Annotated in this window: 18 protein-coding genes; 6 read left to right on the top strand and 12 right to left on the bottom strand. The window is 47.9% G+C overall.

The genetic code is table 11. The features are described from left to right. Positions 1-138 precede the first annotated feature (138 nt). Entirely contained in the window at positions 139-813 is a 675-nt protein-coding gene (locus tag P402_RS0115395) for an NAD(P)H-dependent oxidoreductase (protein ID WP_026829495.1), read from the bottom strand. 388 nt (positions 814-1,201) lie between these two features. Here P402_RS0115395 and P402_RS0115400 point away from each other — a divergent pair, with 388 nt between their 5' ends. Both P402_RS0115400 and P402_RS0115405 read left to right on the top strand, forming a co-directional pair. Next, complete coding sequence (locus P402_RS0115400) at positions 1,202-2,758, top strand: BCCT family transporter (RefSeq protein WP_026829496.1); 1,557 nt, start codon at positions 1,202-1,204, stop codon at positions 2,756-2,758. A gap of 79 nt (positions 2,759-2,837) precedes the next feature. Then, on the top strand, positions 2,838-3,680 hold the full coding sequence (locus P402_RS0115405) for a metallophosphoesterase (protein WP_235188895.1): 843 nt from the start codon (positions 2,838-2,840) through the stop codon (positions 3,678-3,680). Positions 3,681-3,725: 45 nt separating this feature from the next. Here P402_RS0115405 and P402_RS0115410 read toward each other — a convergent pair whose 3' ends face one another. After that, positions 3,726-4,220, bottom strand: a complete 495-nt coding sequence (locus tag P402_RS0115410; RefSeq protein WP_012369156.1) for a YwhD family protein — start codon at positions 4,218-4,220, stop codon at positions 3,726-3,728. A gap of 70 nt (positions 4,221-4,290) precedes the next feature. Continuing rightward, positions 4,291-4,812 carry a hypothetical protein gene (locus P402_RS0115415; protein WP_235188912.1) on the bottom strand — a complete coding sequence of 174 codons (522 nt, stop codon included), beginning with the start codon at positions 4,810-4,812 and terminating at the stop codon, positions 4,291-4,293. 174 nt (positions 4,813-4,986) lie between these two features. On the opposite strand from P402_RS0115415, the gene P402_RS0115420 reads away from it, so the two are divergent. After that, positions 4,987-5,172, top strand: a complete 186-nt coding sequence (locus tag P402_RS0115420) for a 2-hydroxymuconate tautomerase (protein ID WP_014969267.1) — start codon at positions 4,987-4,989, stop codon at positions 5,170-5,172. A 75-nt stretch (positions 5,173-5,247) separates the two neighbouring features. After that, positions 5,248-5,877 carry an NAD(P)-dependent oxidoreductase gene (locus P402_RS0115425; protein ID WP_026829499.1) on the top strand — a complete coding sequence of 210 codons (630 nt, stop codon included), beginning with the start codon at positions 5,248-5,250 and terminating at the stop codon, positions 5,875-5,877. 90 nt (positions 5,878-5,967) lie between these two features. Here P402_RS0115425 and P402_RS0115430 read toward each other — a convergent pair whose 3' ends face one another. The 3 genes from P402_RS0115430 to P402_RS0115440 form a co-directional block, all read right to left on the bottom strand. Continuing rightward, the gene (locus P402_RS0115430) at positions 5,968-7,146 is read right to left on the bottom strand and encodes a NupC/NupG family nucleoside CNT transporter (protein ID WP_026829500.1); all 1,179 of its coding nucleotides are present in this window, start codon (positions 7,144-7,146) and stop codon (positions 5,968-5,970) included. Between the two features lie 124 nt (positions 7,147-7,270). Then, positions 7,271-8,122, bottom strand: coding sequence for a phosphotransferase family protein (locus P402_RS0115435; RefSeq protein WP_026829501.1), 852 nt, complete (start codon positions 8,120-8,122; stop codon positions 7,271-7,273). Further along, on the bottom strand, positions 8,119-9,423 hold the full coding sequence (locus tag P402_RS0115440; protein WP_026829502.1) for an HD domain-containing protein: 1,305 nt from the start codon (positions 9,421-9,423) through the stop codon (positions 8,119-8,121). Before P402_RS0115440 ends, P402_RS0115435 begins: the two co-directional genes overlap by 4 nt. Before the next feature lie 154 nt (positions 9,424-9,577). On the opposite strand from P402_RS0115440, the gene P402_RS0115445 reads away from it, so the two are divergent. Further along, a complete protein-coding gene (locus tag P402_RS0115445) occupies positions 9,578-10,402 on the top strand; it encodes a lipoate--protein ligase family protein (RefSeq protein ID WP_026829503.1) in 825 nt (274 codons plus the stop codon). A 14-nt stretch (positions 10,403-10,416) separates the two neighbouring features. Further along, the gene (locus P402_RS0115450) at positions 10,417-11,265 is read left to right on the top strand and encodes a DegV family protein (RefSeq protein WP_026829504.1); all 849 of its coding nucleotides are present in this window, start codon (positions 10,417-10,419) and stop codon (positions 11,263-11,265) included. Positions 11,266-11,379: 114 nt separating this feature from the next. Here P402_RS0115450 and P402_RS16785 read toward each other — a convergent pair whose 3' ends face one another. The 6 genes from P402_RS16785 to P402_RS0115480 all read right to left on the bottom strand — a co-directional run bounded on the left by P402_RS16785 (position 11,380) and on the right by P402_RS0115480 (position 16,607). Then, on the bottom strand, positions 11,380-11,790 hold the full coding sequence (locus P402_RS16785; protein WP_026829505.1) for a hypothetical protein: 411 nt from the start codon (positions 11,788-11,790) through the stop codon (positions 11,380-11,382). After that, positions 11,787-13,307, bottom strand: coding sequence for a flotillin family protein (locus tag P402_RS0115460; RefSeq protein ID WP_026829506.1), 1,521 nt, complete (start codon positions 13,305-13,307; stop codon positions 11,787-11,789). Before P402_RS0115460 ends, P402_RS16785 begins: the two co-directional genes overlap by 4 nt. Then, positions 13,304-13,825, bottom strand: coding sequence for an NfeD family protein (locus P402_RS0115465; protein ID WP_026829507.1), 522 nt, complete (start codon positions 13,823-13,825; stop codon positions 13,304-13,306). The genes P402_RS0115460 and P402_RS0115465 overlap by 4 nt, the downstream gene beginning before the upstream one ends. Beyond that, complete coding sequence (locus P402_RS0115470; protein ID WP_026829508.1) at positions 13,815-14,066, bottom strand: hypothetical protein; 252 nt, start codon at positions 14,064-14,066, stop codon at positions 13,815-13,817. Before P402_RS0115470 ends, P402_RS0115465 begins: the two co-directional genes overlap by 11 nt. Before the next feature lie 190 nt (positions 14,067-14,256). Next, a complete protein-coding gene (locus tag P402_RS0115475) occupies positions 14,257-15,456 on the bottom strand; it encodes a Bcr/CflA family multidrug efflux MFS transporter (RefSeq protein ID WP_026829509.1) in 1,200 nt (399 codons plus the stop codon). Positions 15,457-15,473: 17 nt separating this feature from the next. Beyond that, complete coding sequence (locus tag P402_RS0115480; RefSeq protein ID WP_026829510.1) at positions 15,474-16,607, bottom strand: YfbR-like 5'-deoxynucleotidase; 1,134 nt, start codon at positions 16,605-16,607, stop codon at positions 15,474-15,476. Positions 16,608-16,643: the final 36 nt, after the last annotated feature.

Raw genomic sequence — 16,643 nt, forward strand, 5'->3', positions numbered from 1 at the left:
ATAGAACCCCTTTCTTTCATCAAGACAAAAGTTGTTCGTATGCGAGTGGCGTTTACGGCGCTTCTTAATCATACAAATGCGAGTATACCGAACTTTGAAAGAAACTTCTATATAATTCGAAAAGATTCGCCTGTTTTTTTAGTCGACGACCGTGACGATTTCATCCAGGCACCGACGCTGTTTCGCTCGTTTCGGTTCATCCGCCCGATAGCCAAATGCAACCATGACAGGTACGGTGAAAACCGATCGGTCGAGCACACCGTGCCGTTCCAGAATTTGTTCCACTGCCTGTTGATCAAATCCTTCAATCGGACAAGAGTCGATTCCGATTTGCGCTGCGGTCGACATCATGTTTCCAAGTGCGATATAGGCCTGTTTCGCAGACCAATCCGCCATCGCCTTTTCATTATCCCCAATCTTGAAATCTTCTTCGAGGAACAGACCGTATCGTTTTGTGCGACCGGCTTTTGCTTCCTCCGACAGACCTAACAGATCCATCATGTGCGTCACATGTTCCCCGTCCGGTTGCATCTGTTTCCCTGTCCGGGCAAGGAAAATGACATAGTGGCTCGCCGTCGGCAATTGACCTTGTGCTCCCCAGGCAACGTCCCGAATTTCATTTCGAACGGCTTCGTTTTGAATGACGAGCAGATTCCACGGTTCGTATCCGAAAGAGCTCGGTGAAAGACGTGCCGTCTCTAAAATAAATGAAAAATCTTCTTCTGTTATTTTTTTTGTTGAATCAAATGATTTGGTCGCATGACGGAACTGAAAAGCATCGATAATCTGTTGTTTTGTTTGATCGTGATTCATGAGTGATTCCCCCTACGTAATATAATGACTACCTGATACGATATCAAACCCGTTTCACTTCGTCTGTTTTTTTGCTTCATCAATGTATCTGAAATGCATGTTACAAAACAGAAGAACCGGGAAATAATAAATAATTCAACTTTTTCATTCTGTGTGTTCCATCAATTCAAAGGCTTCATTCCAGGGTTTTTCTAGATTACACCGCTTTGTTTCTCGCCCCATCACTTTCCATCATTACCCATTTTAGTTTGCCAGTCCGTTCCATCTTTGTTACGGTTAGAACTTGCGTGATTAGGTTTTGTTTTCAAATGACGCGGGTATTACTAATGTCGTTGTCTAAATGAGTTACAAAACTACATGTAAAATTCGAAAGAAGGTGTTGAACACGATGGAAAATAAACGAAAAAGTAAGATCACGAATGTCTTTATTGTCTCCGTCATTTTCTGTGTGCTCTTTACCATATGGGGAATCTTGCCTGAGTCACTGATTGGTGCTGCAAATCTCGGAAATGTCACAGGCATTGCTCAAAACTTTATCTCAAACGGTTTTGGTTGGCTCTACCTTCTCGGGATGAGTGCCTTTTTGTTAATTGCCATCTTTCTCATTTTTTCCCGTTTCGGTTCAATCCGACTCGGTAAGGACTCCGATCGTCCGGAGTACGGACTCATTTCCTGGTTCGCGATGCTGTTTAGCGCCGGCATGGGAATTGGTCTTGTGTTTTGGGGTGTTTCGGAACCACTAACTCACTTCCATACGCCGCCGGTTGCAACCGACGACCCGACAGAAGCAGCGCGCCTCGCGATGCGTTATTCATTTTTCCACTGGGGTCTTCATCCATGGGCTCTTTATGCCATTGTTGGTCTTGCCATCGCCTACTCGACGTTCCGCAAAGGACGTCCTGCAACGATTGGTGATACCGTTGCTTCCCTGATGAAACCGAAGTACGAAGCGGCCGGTAAAGGAACGGTTGAAGTACTTGCCATTGTAGCTACGGCATTTGGTGTTGCCACGTCACTCGGTCTCGGAGCCCAACAAATTTCAGGTGGACTTCACTTCCTTGTCGACGGCATCCCGAACTCCTTCATGACCCAATTAATCATCATTTTAGTCGTATCCGTCCTCTATATGATGAGTGCCGCTTCCGGTCTTGATAAAGGAATCGTCCGCTTGAGCAACGCCAACATTGTCTTGGCGATTCTCTTGATGGTTGGGGTTCTGTTCCTCGGACCGTTCAGCTTCATCATGGATCTATTTGTTCAAACGACAGGTGCTTACTTGCAAAACCTACCGACCATGAGCTTCCGGGCATCTGCCTTTAATCCGGATGAACGCGGCTGGATCAACGCCTGGACGATCTTCTACTGGGCATGGTGGATTTCTTGGTCACCATTCGTCGGAACGTTTATCGCCCGTGTCTCAAAAGGACGGACGATTCGTGAATTTGTTCTTGGAATCGTTTTGATTCCGACGATTTTCGGATTGCTGTGGTTCTCTGTTTTCGGTGGATCGGCGATTTGGAATGAACTGTTCAACAGCGTCGATCTCATTTCAACGGTCAACGATAAAGGGGTCGAAACCGGTATGTTCGCCTTGTTCGAAACATTCGGTGGTCTCGGAACGTTCCTCAGCATCATTGCTGTCTTCTTGATCACGACGTTCTTCATCACGTCTGCCGATTCGGCGACATACGTCCTCGGAATGTTGTCTTCCGGCGGTAGTCTGTTGCCGAGTCTCCGCATCAAATTGACATGGGGAATCATCCAGTCGTCAATCGCAGCTGTTCTCTTGTACGCAGGCGGACTCAGCGCCTTGCAGGCCGCAGCTGTCCTTGCCGCCTTCCCGTTCATCTTCGTTGTCGGGATGATGGTCATTGCCCTGTTCATGGATCTGTCCAATGAACCGGATGCTGCGAAATCAGAAGAAGATTTGAAAAAAGAAGCGTAACTGCAGTCAGCCCCTGCCTTCCGTCATGCGGAAGACAGGGGCTTTTTGGTATGCTGAAGATAAGAAAAGAGGTGAGGACTTGCGGCTCAGAAAAAAATGGTTCATTCCACTCGGAATTATCGCTCTCAGCAGCTTGTTTTTGTACCGGGAAAACAATCAAATCGACACGACGGCAGTAACAGTCCAATCGGATAAACTACCTGCCGCGTTTAATGATTATACGATTTTACAGATCGCCGATCTCCATGGTAAATCATTTGGTTCCCGTCAAAAGGTTCTTTTGAAAAAAGTAAATAAACTAAAGCCGGATCTCATTTTAATGACCGGTGACTTGATTGATTCAAGACGGAATGGAGAAGAAGAAGCACTCCTGCTCATGAAACAACTGACTCCTGACTATCCGGTTTATTTCGTGACAGGCAATCATGAAGTCCGTCTGAATTTGACGATTTTACCGAAGCTTGAACGCCTCGGCGTCACTGTCCTTCGAAATACGTCTGTTCCGCTCGAACGAAGCGGTCAGTTCATTGAGTTACTTGGAATTGATGATCCGACGACGACCCGTTGGAGTGAAGGTCTGCAGGAGCCGGACGGTATCCGAAAGAGCCTCGATCAAGCCCAGTCGACCGCCGATACCCGTGCTTTCCAATTGTTGATGGCACATCGTCCGGAGTATTTGCCGTTGTATGCGGAACGGAAAGTTGATTTGGTATTATCCGGTCATGCCCATGGCGGACAGATCCGTCTACCGTTCACAGACGGGATGTATGCACCGGGTCAAGGATTTTTCCCTGAGTTGACAGCCGGACAGCATGTGATGGAGAACACACGGCTGATCATCAGTCGCGGGCTCGGCAACAGCTTATTTCCGTTTCGAATTTTTAATCATCCCGAGTTGATTGTCGTGACGTTACGCACGTGATCAATCAAAAAAAGTGCCAACTCTTTCACAGAGTCGGCACTTTTTTTAAGCGAGTGCTTCATGCAATTCTGGTTCAGCATTTTCCCACATCTCCGGTTTGTGTGTCTGCAGGAAATCACGCAACAAGTGTTTTGATGTCTCATCCATATGATCGACGACAATCCGTCCTTTTAACGATTTATCCATCTTATTGACATGATCCGCTAAAATCTTAAAGCCGCGCCGTGCTTCGACATCGACTAACAGGTCACATGCTGCAACGCCACCGTAATAAAAGCCTTCCGGTTTCCGTCCAACCGTCACCCAAACGATCCAGTACAGCTTTCCGTTTGGGGAATCCGCCTTGTCCGTCGTGAATTTAATCCGTTTCTCGATTGCTGCTTTCGCATGCATGGCACCCATATCGATGTAGGCTTCGCCGTCTTCCGGCGAGATGATGACAGGTGACATGCTGTTCAGACTAAGTGTACCGACACCAAATCCACCATGCCCGTCCGTTGAGTTATCTGAAATGATATTGAAGTTGATTTTCTTTTCCATCGTTTACTTGTCCCCTTTTACTACTGTTGTCTCTATCATACCGCATCCAACAGTCGGTGCAAGCCTTCGTTTACCGCTTGAGCGTCTCCAGCTGCTCCCGGGTGACACGACGGATTGTCGGTAAGCGCAGACACTCGAGGGACGTAAGTTCTTCATGTGCGGGTGGATTCAACTCCTCCAGTTGCACTAACGCCTGGTCATACAACGTTTGCGATGCGCGACCGAATAAAATAATCCGCTCCAGCGATGAACATTTGGAACGGATGGCCCGTAATTGCTTGGCCAGTTCCCGAATCCGCTCTGTCAACTCGTCTTCAATCTCAGGTGTTGGTTTTCGATTTTGAAAAATCGGCTTGAAACGAATATCATCACGTAACAATGTCAACATCCCGTAGCGCTTTGCTTCTTCATTTCCGACAAGAGCCGCCAAGTCCTTGTCCGTCACAAGACGTCCGAATGGAATGTTTTGATCAAACAAGACATCTGCGACTTCGAGACCTTTTGCGCCTGATAACGGGTATGTGTTGTCTTCTGGTAAAGCGCGGTCAAAAATCAGTAGCGTATGGATTTTTTTTCGAATCACCGGTTCCATTTCCATGCCTTCACCTCATCCTCATCATTTCTTAATATAAGTACTTCTTGCTTACGACAGGCTACTCCTGTCTATACCCTTCTTTTTCGATTTCCATGTACCGTTTGACGGAACCCGTGTGACATACGGTATACTGATGGCGTATTGTACTTATGCTAGAAGGAGGAATCTGATATGCCTTACGTTACAGTCAAGATGTTAGCCGGACGTACCGTTGAACAAAAACGTGCTTTGATCGAAAAAGTCACAGCAGCCGTGTCCGAATCTGTTGATGCTCCAAAAGAAAACGTCACTGTCTTCATCGAAGAGATGGAGAAAACCGATTATGGTCAAGCTGGCGTCATGTTCGCGGATAAATAAACACTTTTCAGGAGGAACGATCTAACCCGTCGTTCCTCCTGTTCCATATACTTATCACAGGAAGGATGAATCATCATGGCAACAGTAAGCTTACTTGGAGCAACAGGACGTACAGGACGCCCTTTACTAGATCGTTTATTGGAGAAAGGACATGAAGTCCGGGTCCTCGTTCGATCGGAACAACATGGACTGCCTGACCATCCCCACTTGACGATTCTCAAAGGAGATGCGACTGATGCAGACGATCTCGAACGGGTCATCGAGGGGACGACTGCCGTCTTCAGCTGTTTAGGAACCGATCAAAAACAAATTCTTTCCGTTGCAGTTCCCCACCTCATCATTAAGATGAAGGAACAACAGATCGAACGGATTGTTTTCGTAGGAACGGCCGGCATCCTTGATGCTTCAGAAGAACCGGGAAAATATCGTTTCCAGTCCAGTGAATCCCGCCGCCGCTCGACCATCGCGGCTGAAGATCATCTCAAAGCCTACTTGACGTTAAAAGACGCGGATGTCGACTATACCATTATTTGTCCGACACAACTCGTCGAAGAAGACGCGATTGAGGACGTCTTGATTGAATCCAATCGATTCACCCACGAAACCGGTCCAATCCCACGGATCAATGTCGCCCGCTTCGCTTACGAAGTTTACGATGAAGGGCTGTTCCATCGCGAACGGGTTGGAATTGCTTCACGCGGCTAAAAGTATCGGAAACAAAAAGAAGGACCTGATTTTTTACAATCAGGTCCTTCTTTGTTTTAAGGAATGACATGTCCGTCATTCTTATACGATTTAGAGTAAAATACTGACGACGATTGCCGTCAAGACACTGACAAGTGTTGCTCCGTAAAGCAACTTCAGACCGAAGCTCGCTGCGACACTTCCTTGACGATCGTCCAGTCCTTTGACAGCACCCGCGATGATCCCGATTGACGAGAAGTTAGCGAATGAGATCAGGAAGACAGAAACGATTCCAAGTGTCCGTGCTGAGAATTCTTTTGCATATTCAGGCAGGCTGAGCATCGCGACGAATTCGTTTGTAATCAATTTCGTTGCCATGACACTACCGGCACTGACCGCTTCCGCCCATGGAACACCCATGATAAAGGCGAACGGCGCAAAGATGTAACCGAGAATTTCCTGGAACGAGATTCCGAGAACCATTAAGAAGATATCGTTGACCATGCCGATTAAGGCGTTATATCCGATCAACATCGCTCCGACGATGATCGCGACTTTGAATCCATCCAGGATGTATTCGCCGAGCATTTCGAAGAACGTCTGTTTTTCTTCAACGATTTCTAAAATGTCTTCTTTTGGATCAACTGTGTACGGATTGATGATGGAAACAATCATGAATCCACCAAACAAGTTTAAGACGATTGCTGTGACAACATATTTTGGTTCGACCATCGTCATGTATGCACCGACAATTGACATCGAAACCGTCGACATCGCAGACGCACACAATGTATACAAACGGTTCGGCGGTAATTTACCGATTTGTTTTTTAACAGTGATGAAAACTTCTGATTGACCGATCGCAGCTGACGCTACGGCATTATATGACTCAAGTTGTCCCATTCCGTTAATTTTCGAAAGGACAAACCCGATCCCGCGCATCAAGAGCGGCAGGATTTTTGTGAACTGTAAAATCCCGATTAAAGCCGAGATGAAAACGATTGGTAACAGGACATTGATGAAGAACGGCTGCGCGCCTTCGTTCGCTAATCCACCGAATACGAAGTTGATTCCGATTGCGGCATAACTGAGCAATTTCTCGAACACTCGAGCGACACCTTTAATGACGATATAGCCGAATGACGTATTCAACAGGATGTATCCAAGTACAAGCTGAAGCACTAGCATGACCGCAAGCGGTTTCAATTTGATGCCTTTACGGTTGCTACTGACAAGGTATGCCAAACCAAACACGATGACAAGTCCCAGTATTGCGATTAAATATTTCACGAACTATCCCTCAATCCATAGTTTATTTTATCAGTTGTACATAAGTACGAGGTCTGACGTTCAATCTCTTTCCCAAGTACTAGAATAATCAACATTCGGAAGAACTGCAAGGGGTAAAGTTCATTTAGTAACCGCTTTCGTCATTTTCATAAACTTTCAATACAATGTTTTCCATCCGTTCCCGAACATTGCCCTGACTGATGTTCGTCTTCCCATATGCTTTCCAACCGGCATAAACATCGACGGTGTCCGGTTCAAAATCAAAAACAGCCGTTAAATCCCATTTTCGATCGTACGAAAATCCACTGCAGGCAATATATTCAGCTAAAAATTGATCTGCTGCCTCCATTGATTCAAGCAATGCCAAATTTAATCGGCAATGGGCGACGTCTGCTTCAATTGGTCCGACACAGGCATTAATCCAATCAACTACGTTATACTTTTCAACTGATTCGTATAACACATTGACTGGATGGAAATCACGATGGATGAATCGAATTTGCTGACTCGTCGCCGGTGGTTCTGCCACGGCCCGTTGCCAGACTTCTGTTTGAACTGTCCAGGAAGGAACTGTTCGCTTCGTCACGTATGGTGCATACCGATACCGGGCTTCCGGAACCGGCAGTTGATGAATCGCGGCTAACGTTTTTGCCAATTGTCTGAGATACGCTCGATTTAACGGCTTAAGTCGGACGTCGCCCGGTAAATGCGTCATTTGAATCCAGGGCGGAATCTGACCGTCCCACATCAATTGATAATTTTCGACATCCGGTCCTAACATCCCAGTCGCCTGTAACGCAAAGACCTCGTGCGCGACGAGGTCCGGTTCCTGCTTCAGCCAGGCAGCATTTGTATGGATTCGAAAGACACTATCTCCTGCTCGAAACACATGCGAGGAAGTCGCACCCTTTAAGGGGATAACAGTTTCCCCTTCCAATCCGACACGTTGCAAAATCGTTGCGATGATCTTGTTCACGCTTCTTCTCCAAGTAACAATTGATCGATTTGCATCTTCTCGTTCGCAAATTCCCGTAAGTCATGCAGGATTTCCTGCGGATAAAACAGCTTCTCGTCCGTCTGACGCGAATTGGCAATCGCTTGAACGAGGGGCGAGACTTGCGAGATCTCTTTCATCTGACCGTTTTTCATCTGCAGCATAATCGGTTGTTTGCTGATTTCTCCATTGTCCCCGTACAAGTCATACGGCAGGCGGCTGAGCTTGTCTTCGAGTAGATAATAGGTCGGATCAAGACCGATCTGTTCAAATAATGAACAGAGTTTTTTATGAACACGCGCCCGTTTATCGGCCGGGTAATCGACATATTTAAATAATTTCCGGTCGACGAACCGACGTGCCAGATCGCTTAATACCACGTCCTTCTCCTCCGCCCACTGTTGGAAGTAGAAGTAGACGATTGTCTCGTCGAGTGCCAAATAGTTTTTTAAGGACATCTGTTGTGTAAAGAGTGGACTTAAATGAATCGGATCAATCGCAAATTCGTAATCGCCCGTATACAGTTCTTTGGCCCGTTCAAGGATCGCTTTTAATAAATAATCACTCGATCGCGTGACAGGATGGAGGTAGACTTGCCAGTACATCTGATAACGTCGCATGATGTAATCTTCGATCGAGTGCATGCCGGACTGCTTGACGACCATCTGATTCGGTGCCGGACGCAGGACACGCAACATCCGTTCGAGGTCAAACTTCCCGTAACTGACACCGGCGAAATGGGCATCCCGCAACAGGTAGTCCATCCGGTCGACATCGAGCTGGGAACTGATCATCGTCACAAGCAATTGGTTCGGATGGGTTTTATTGATGATTGACGCGACTTCTTCTGCAAATCCTTCGCCGACTTGATCGAGGACCTGCTTGATTTCTGTATCCCCCAAGATGATCCGTTCCGTCCATTCCTCGTGATCAACGCCAAAGACATTCTCAAAGGCATGGGAAAATGGTCCGTGTCCGACGTCGTGCAGCAGTGCCGCGACCAGTGTCAATTCACGGTACTGATCGTCCCAGTCAGCCCGACCGTTAAAGACGTCAATCAACTGCCGCGTAATCTCGTACACGCCGAGCGAATGGTGGAAACGGGTGTGCTCGGCTCCATGGAACGTCAAAAACGATGTTCCGAGTTGTTTGATCCGGCGCAAGCGTTGAAATTCCTTTGTTCCGATCAATTGCCAGATCAATTGGTCACTGACGTAGATGTAACGATGAACGGGATCCTTAAATACCTTTGTTTCTTTTAATTGCCCCAGTGACTGATACATACACTCTCTCCTTTAATGGTTCGTTCTCGATCGTTATAGTTCATATTTCGGTTTAAAACGGTCCGTTCCTGTTGCTTGCCTTGCTTCTTACAGAAAGTTTACATTGCCCTATGCTATAATGGTGTCGCAAATCTAGAAAAAAAGGAACGAGCCTATGGGAATCGAACTCTTAAAACAAGAACATTATCGTATTTTTGATCAAACGTCACTCGGAAACACCTTTCATGCCACACAATCGTTTGCGATGGACGATACATTGTGCGCCTCCGTCGCTACAGAAGGTGCCGCCATCCGCTCCTGGGTCCACCACGAAACGGTTGTCCTCGGTATTCAGGATGCGCGTCTCCCTCACCTCGATGACGGCATCGACGTCTTACACGCCCGTGGTTTTCAACCGGTCATCCGCAATTCCGGCGGTCTTGCCGTCGTGCTCGATGCCGGTGTCCTGAACATCTCGCTTGTGCTTCCGGAACGCGGCGGAATCGATATCGACAGCGGTTATGAAGCGATGCTCGCCCTTGTCCGTCGCATGTTCGCCGAAGAAACGGATGCCATCGTCGCCGGCGAAGTCGTCGGATCATATTGCCCCGGATCGTATGATTTATCGATTGCCGGCAAAAAGTTCGCCGGGATTTCACAGCGGCGTGTCCGTGGAGGCGTCGCGGTTCAAATTTATCTCTGCGTGAAGGGCAGTGGCAGTGCCCGGGCGCAACTTGTCCGTGATTTTTATGTTGCCGCCCTTCAAGGAGAAACGACGAAGTTCGTCTATCCGACAGTCGTTCCGGAAACAATGGCGTCTTTGGAAGAACTGTTGCAACGTCCTTTGACGGTCGAAGACTGCTTGATACGTGTTTATCGCTCCTTGATGGAACTTGGCGCCACACTCACACCGTCCGTCTTGAGCGAGGTCGAAAACGAACGCTTCGGTGTAAACCTGGGTCGGATGTTGGATCGAAATGAAAAAGTCCTAGGTGAATAAAGGAGAGAACGCACATGGTACGTTTTATTACAGACAGCGGTGCCGATGCACCCAAAGAATTACTCGATGCTTACGGCTTCACCGTCATGCCGTTCGGCGTGTTGATTGACGAAGAGACATTTTTCGACGGTGAATCGATTTCACCGGTCGAATTATATGAAAAAATGCGGAACGGGGCGGCACCAAAGACGTTTCAAGTAGAAGTGTCACGGATGGTCGAAGTCTTTACAGAACACTTTAAACAAGGTGAACCGTTCCTCTATCTGGCATTTTCCAGTGAATTGTCCGGAACGTATCAAACGGCAACGATGCTTGCAGCAGAGCTTGCTGAAACGTATCCGGATGTCCCATATGCCATCATCAACACAAAAACAGCCTCGACCGGTCAGGGACTGTTCGTGTTGGACGTCGCTGCATTTGCGAAAACCCATTCGTTTGAGGAAACAAAAACGTATGCCGAGCAAAAAGTAAATACTATTCGGCACTTGTTTACGGTCGAATCTTTGGAATACTTGATGCGCGGAGGCCGGGTTTCGCGGGCAAGTGCCTTTATCGGTGGCCTGCTGTCAATCCTGCCGCTCTTGACGGTCGAAGACGGGAAACTGATTCCAAAAGAAAAAATCCGCGGACAGAAAAAAGTAATGAACCGGATCGTCGAATGGATGGAAGAAGCACGTCCTGCCATTGACGGACACCGGATCATCATCGGTCACGGCGATTCAATCGAACGGGCGGAACAACTGAAACAGTTGATTGAAGCCCAGTTCTCACCGAGTGAAATCCTGATTACAGTCGCTGGAGCAGCGATCGGTTCGCACACCGGACCGGGACTGCTTGTCATCGGCTATGATTTGCCGACCTGACAGCCGCTTGATTTTATTCACACTAAAAAAATCCGAATGATCCCCCCTCTTCTTTATCAGAAAAGGTTGGATCCTCCGGATTTTTTTGTTTTTTTAATCTGTTATTTCACGGTTTCATCGTCTCGATGCATACGGTGTCCGCTCTGTTCCCGGTTCAAAAAGCCCGAGCAACAAAAAGCGGAACAACACATATACAAACAAGAGCAACGTCACCAGTTCAAAGCACAAATAGCCGACGTCTTGCAAGGACAGTCCTGTCCGGATTCCGTTCCACAAGTAGGGAAGATCTATCGTCAACAGACCGATTAGACCAGCAGCCAGCGCTTCCGCCCGTGTCAGCGGATGGCGAAGCGAATAGGAAACGCGCTTGACGTTAAAGATGTTCTGGATTCCGTTCTCTGATGTATAGCCTTTATACAGCCCGAACGCCGAAGCGATTGCTACGAGGAAAAGTAGCGAAAGCGGGACGACGAGATTTACGACGACTAGCAGGAACAGCATCGTCAAGACAATGTTCGGTTTCATTCAGGTTTGCCAGACGCTACCGGTTCTCCTTGATTCAAGTTGACCGTCAATGGTTTCGCCGTTCCTTTACCCGAGAAGTTTTCAATCAAGTCTTTGACATCGATACCGGATGACGCTTTAAGCGTCTCCTGCAACGAAGCCATCAAGTCGGTTGCGTATCCGGTCACCCGGTTTGCACCGCCGCCCTCACCGCTTCCCGTGTCCACGACCGTAATCTTGTCGATGTTGCCGAGTGGTGCTGCGACCTGTTTCGCATATTCCGGCATCATCCGGACGACCATGTCGAGGATTGCCGCTTGTCCGAACTGTTCGAACGCCTGAGCGATTTTTTCTTTGGCTTCCGCTTCCGCGAGACCTTTCAGACGGATGATATCCGCTTCCGTCTCCCCTTGCGCCCGTTCGGCTTCCGCTTTCGCCAAACCATCGAGACGAATCCGTTCGGCGTCGGCTTTCGCAGAGGCTTCAATCCGGTACTTCGTCGCATCGGCTTCCGCATATTGTTTCGCACGATCGGCTTGGGCCGCCTGCTCAATCGAATAACGGTCGGCGTCCGCCCGTTTTTTGACTTCCGCATCGTATTGTTTCTCACGACGGAGAATCTCACGTTCTTCAAGCTCGATTTGTTTCTGACGTTCGATGATTTTAATTTGCATCTGTTGTTCCGTAACTTCCTGCTGAGCGCGTGCATTTTCAAGATCATACGCCTGGTCGGCTTTCGCTTTCGCGATATCCTGTTCACGGCGGTAATCAGCCATCTTCAGCTGATTTTCTTTTTCCGCTTCCGCAATTTCCGTCGCCCGTTCAAGTTCAGCTTTTTTCGCATCTTTTGACGCTTCCGCCCGTTTGATTCGTGTTTCTTTTTCTGCATCGGCTGTTGCGATATCAGCATCCCGGCGGACCTGGGCAATCCGCGGTTTTCCGAGTGATTCGAGGTAACCGTTCTTATCGCGTACGTCTTTGATTGTAAACGATACGATGATCAGTCCCATTTTCGCTAAATCCTGCGAGGCGACCCGTTGCACTTCTTGCGAGAATTTATCCCGGTTCTTATAAATCTCTTCGACCGTCATCGAACCGAGGATCGACCGCAAGTGACCTTCGAGTACTTCACGTGCTTCGCCTTCCCGGTCTTCCTTTGATTTACCAAGGAATTGTTCGGCTGCCGTTGCGATTTCGGAAATCGAGCTGCCGATTTTGATGATGGCTGTCCCGTCTGCCATGACCGGAACACCTTGCTCCGTATAGACTTCCGGTGTCGTTACTTCGAGCTTGCTTGACAGCAGGCTGAGCGGGGATGCTTGTTGAAAGACCGGTAAGATGAATGCTCCGCCACCGCGAATGATTTTGACCCGATTGCCGGATTCATCGGTGTTGACGGTCGGACTATTTCCAAGATAACTTCCGGAAACGATTAACGCTTCCTCCGGTCCAACTGTGCGGTACTTTGTCACGAATAAGGCAATCAGCGCTAAGATCAACGCACCGGCAATAATAGCCACGATAATAATCGGGTTCATGAAAACATCTCCTCTTTCCACCTTGTGGGATAGGTCATGACATGGGCCACGCCTTGTTTAATTTCAATGATAATGACTTTTGTTCCTTGTTCTAACGCCGGCCCTTCAAAAAGAACAGCAGATTTGGCAATTCGTCCCGAGACATCGTCGACGAGAATTTCGCCGTACCCGTTTTCAGGAATCGGGGTGATGACGAGAGCACTGCGTCCTTCGAGTGTCTGTTCCGAAAAACTGATTGACTGCTCTGCTTTAGCAAGCGGAACAAAAATAAATAAGTGCAGTAAAGACGTCAAAATGAGACTGATGCCGGCACTGATCAGCAAAACAACAAGCGAACCGAGCGACGTCAGGTGTTCCAGTCCAAATCCAAAAGCAGATGTCAAAATAACAAAGGATAGGATTAACGTCGGATGAAAGATTTGATCGATGCCGGGAATCAAGTCTGAAAAAATAACAGACAATAAAACACCACAGGCTGCGGCGGCAAGGGCATACAGATAAAGCGTACTAACGTCCATCTTCTATCACCTCGATAAACGAATTCGATCCGTACAGTTGCCGATAGGCTTGAAGATATGCGTGTCGATTTTCTTCATATAATAATTCGGCTAATTCTTTTTCCCGTGGACTGCCTGCTTCTTCACATCGGCGGGTATACTTTTTTTGTGCCGCGTAATGTCGCGCCAACAAACTCTCCAGTGTTCTCTGATTCTTTGGTTCAGATACCGGCCGTGTATCCGAAAGAGATCGTTTTTTCATCCGACTGCTCCTCTCTTCTGTGCTGAGCTCTTCTTTATTTACGATTTATTTTTGGAAATAGTTTCAAAATCCTCTGATTTTTTTCTGGAATTCACAGACATAATAAACAAAAAAGGACCAACTTAAAAGTCGGTCCTAACAAAACATCATTTGAGTCATTTTTAAAGCAGTTTCTCCTGTAAAAAAAATCTTATGCTTTTTTTCGCACAATCAATAAGGTATAGACAAGTAAAGCCAAACAATCAAGTGTCATGATGATTAACCCCATCGGCAAAGCCGAATCTTCCCCCATCACACCAACAAGCGGTGACACAAGTGAGCCGACAAGCATCGGCAACAGACCAAGCAATGCCGAGGCACTTCCGGCCGTTGAACCGTAGTTTTGCATCGCGAGCGTAAAACCGAGTGTCGAAATCATACCGACACTCGAAACGACGAAGAACAACGGAATCATGACGAGAATCAGGGAGCTGGATAAAGTCAGAGCAAGAAACAGACAGATCCCGGCTAAGGCGACGACCGTCAAGGCAATCCGCATCATTTTTTGACTATCGACGCGTCCTGCCAACCGTCCTGCTGTTTGGGCAGCAAGAATGATCCCGATACCGTTCAGACCAAATAAGAAACTGAATTGCTGCGGACTTGCGCCGTAGATATTCTGTAACACGAATGGGGATCCGGAAATATACGCAAACATCGCGCCCATGGCAAACGCTTGGGCAAAAGCATAACCGATGAAGGTCCGGTCCGATAACAGCCTTCCAAACGTTTGAAATGTCGTCTTCAAATTCCCTTCGACCCGGTGATGGACAGGTAGTGTTTCCGGCAACCGGAATGCGACTGCAATCAGCATTAACGTACTTAAGATGGCGAGCAGATAAAACACGACGCGCCAGTCGCCGAACCGTAAAATTTGTCCACCGATGATCGGCGCCAAAATCGGTGCGGTTCCGTTGACCAGTGATAACGCTGCAAAAAACTTCGTCAGTTCTGGTCCTTCAAACAAATCCCGGACGATGGCCCGCGAGATAACGATTCCGGATGCACCGGCTGCTCCCTGAACAAAACGTAAAGCGATCAAAACCTCAATCGTCGGTGCAAAGGCACAGGCGAGTGATGCCAGTAAATAGGCAAACAGGGCCAGTATCAAAGGACGTTTTCGCCCCCGGACGTCACTGAGCGGACCGACGATAATCTGTCCAAGTGCCATCCCGAGCATACAGGCAGTCAAGCTGAGCTGAATCGAGGAAGCACTGGCACCAAAAGAACGGGACATGTCCGGAAACGCCGGTAAATACATATCAATGGAAAGCGGACCAAGTGCAGCGAGTGATCCTAAAATCAGGATTAAGGTCAATCGTTTGGTTTGAATCGGTGAGGCGTTCGTCATGATCTTCCTCCTTTGTTTTAAGATGTCACGTAGTCCAAATCATGTAAGACATAAGCCAGGAAGAAGACGACGGATGGGTTTTCATAAACCGTTTGGACTTTCTTCAACTGTGCACGGTAACCCGTCTCATATTCCACGCCGTTTAATTTCCGTTCCATGTTCATCTTGATCAGCGCATCGAGCTTATCGACGACATCGACCATCTGTCCTTCGTACGTCTCATCTTTTGCCTCGACGACGAACCGGTGAAATTCTTTTCGCATTGAAGACGGCAACAGATTAATCAACGCTTCGCCTTCCGTTCGCTCATAGGCTTCAAAAGCCGCCGCCGTGACCGGCGTCGCATGTTTGACGGGACCGAGGACATCGCCTGTCGTTCCTTCGACCAGATCATGGCACAGCAGACGTGAGACGACTTCTGCCGTATTGATCTTCACACCGTATTTTTTGGACTCAATCAATCCGTTGAACAAGCCGAGTGATGCCGCACGGAACGCATGTGTCGCATCATTGTCGTCAATCGTATTGAACCGTCCTTTCCAGCGACGGATCGTATCCATCATCAAGACATTGTCAATGAAACGCGACATGTCGTCCTCTGCCCAAACCGACTCCGTCAACGTCCGGATGGATGACAACGGATGAGTCGACAGTGCTGCTTTGAGTTCATTCGTCTTCTCGCGGAAAAACGTCGATCCCGTCACTTCCGCTTCTCGTTTCGCAAACAGCATCGCATCAAACGTGTCGATTGCTTCGACCAGCTTTCCTTCTGTCGAGTCATCTTCTGCGAACACCAGATAATTCGTGAAATCCGGTTGAAGGGACTTCGACAGTAACGCTACGAGTTTTTCACTCGCCTGCCGCTCCATCGCCTGGATGTGGGCATGCAAAGTCGGTTCTTTTTTCGTCCGGTGTTTAATCGGTCCCGTGATGACCTCATTCATATCATGGAACAAGGCTTTCCCAAGCAACGTCAATCGATCGTATTTAGTATCTGCTACCTCTTCTTCAATATAACTCGCCATCAAACTGAATAAAGCGACACGGAAGCTGTGACTCGCCGCATTATCCGGAAAACGAGGGGCATATTCGTCCCAACGCGGGACATTCTGCATCCGTGTCAACATGCGAATAAAATTACCGTTTTGCACCGTCATCTCTCCTCATAAAAAACGGACAGAGGAATG

It is taken from the genome of Exiguobacterium sibiricum 7-3, assembly GCF_000620865.1.
In the GTDB taxonomy this organism is placed as follows: Bacteria; Bacillota; Bacilli; order Exiguobacteriales; family Exiguobacteriaceae; genus Exiguobacterium_A; species Exiguobacterium_A sibiricum_A.

What these genes read in the sequence shown, in the direction of transcription:
- P402_RS0115395 (WP_026829495.1), bottom strand. Translation starts at nt 813, where the DNA reads ATGAATCACGATCAAACAAAACAACAGATTATCGATGCTTTTCAGTTC.
- P402_RS0115400 (WP_026829496.1), top strand. Translation starts at nt 1,202, where the DNA reads ATGGAAAATAAACGAAAAAGTAAGATCACGAATGTCTTTATTGTCTCC.
- P402_RS0115410 (WP_012369156.1), bottom strand. Translation starts at nt 4,220, where the DNA reads ATGGAAAAGAAAATCAACTTCAATATCATTTCAGATAACTCAACGGAC.
- P402_RS0115415 (WP_235188912.1), bottom strand. Translation starts at nt 4,812, where the DNA reads ATGGAACCGGTGATTCGAAAAAAAATCCATACGCTACTGATTTTTGAC.
- P402_RS0115420 (WP_014969267.1), top strand. Translation starts at nt 4,987, where the DNA reads ATGCCTTACGTTACAGTCAAGATGTTAGCCGGACGTACCGTTGAACAA.
- P402_RS0115425 (WP_026829499.1), top strand. Translation starts at nt 5,248, where the DNA reads ATGGCAACAGTAAGCTTACTTGGAGCAACAGGACGTACAGGACGCCCT.
- P402_RS0115440 (WP_026829502.1), bottom strand. Translation starts at nt 9,423, where the DNA reads ATGTATCAGTCACTGGGGCAATTAAAAGAAACAAAGGTATTTAAGGAT.
- P402_RS0115445 (WP_026829503.1), top strand. Translation starts at nt 9,578, where the DNA reads ATGGGAATCGAACTCTTAAAACAAGAACATTATCGTATTTTTGATCAA.
- P402_RS0115450 (WP_026829504.1), top strand. Translation starts at nt 10,417, where the DNA reads ATGGTACGTTTTATTACAGACAGCGGTGCCGATGCACCCAAAGAATTA.
- P402_RS16785 (WP_026829505.1), bottom strand. Translation starts at nt 11,790, where the DNA reads ATGAAACCGAACATTGTCTTGACGATGCTGTTCCTGCTAGTCGTCGTA.
- P402_RS0115460 (WP_026829506.1), bottom strand. Translation starts at nt 13,307, where the DNA reads ATGAACCCGATTATTATCGTGGCTATTATTGCCGGTGCGTTGATCTTA.
- P402_RS0115465 (WP_026829507.1), bottom strand. Translation starts at nt 13,825, where the DNA reads ATGGACGTTAGTACGCTTTATCTGTATGCCCTTGCCGCCGCAGCCTGT.
- P402_RS0115470 (WP_026829508.1), bottom strand. Translation starts at nt 14,066, where the DNA reads ATGAAAAAACGATCTCTTTCGGATACACGGCCGGTATCTGAACCAAAG.
- P402_RS0115475 (WP_026829509.1), bottom strand. Translation starts at nt 15,456, where the DNA reads ATGACGAACGCCTCACCGATTCAAACCAAACGATTGACCTTAATCCTG.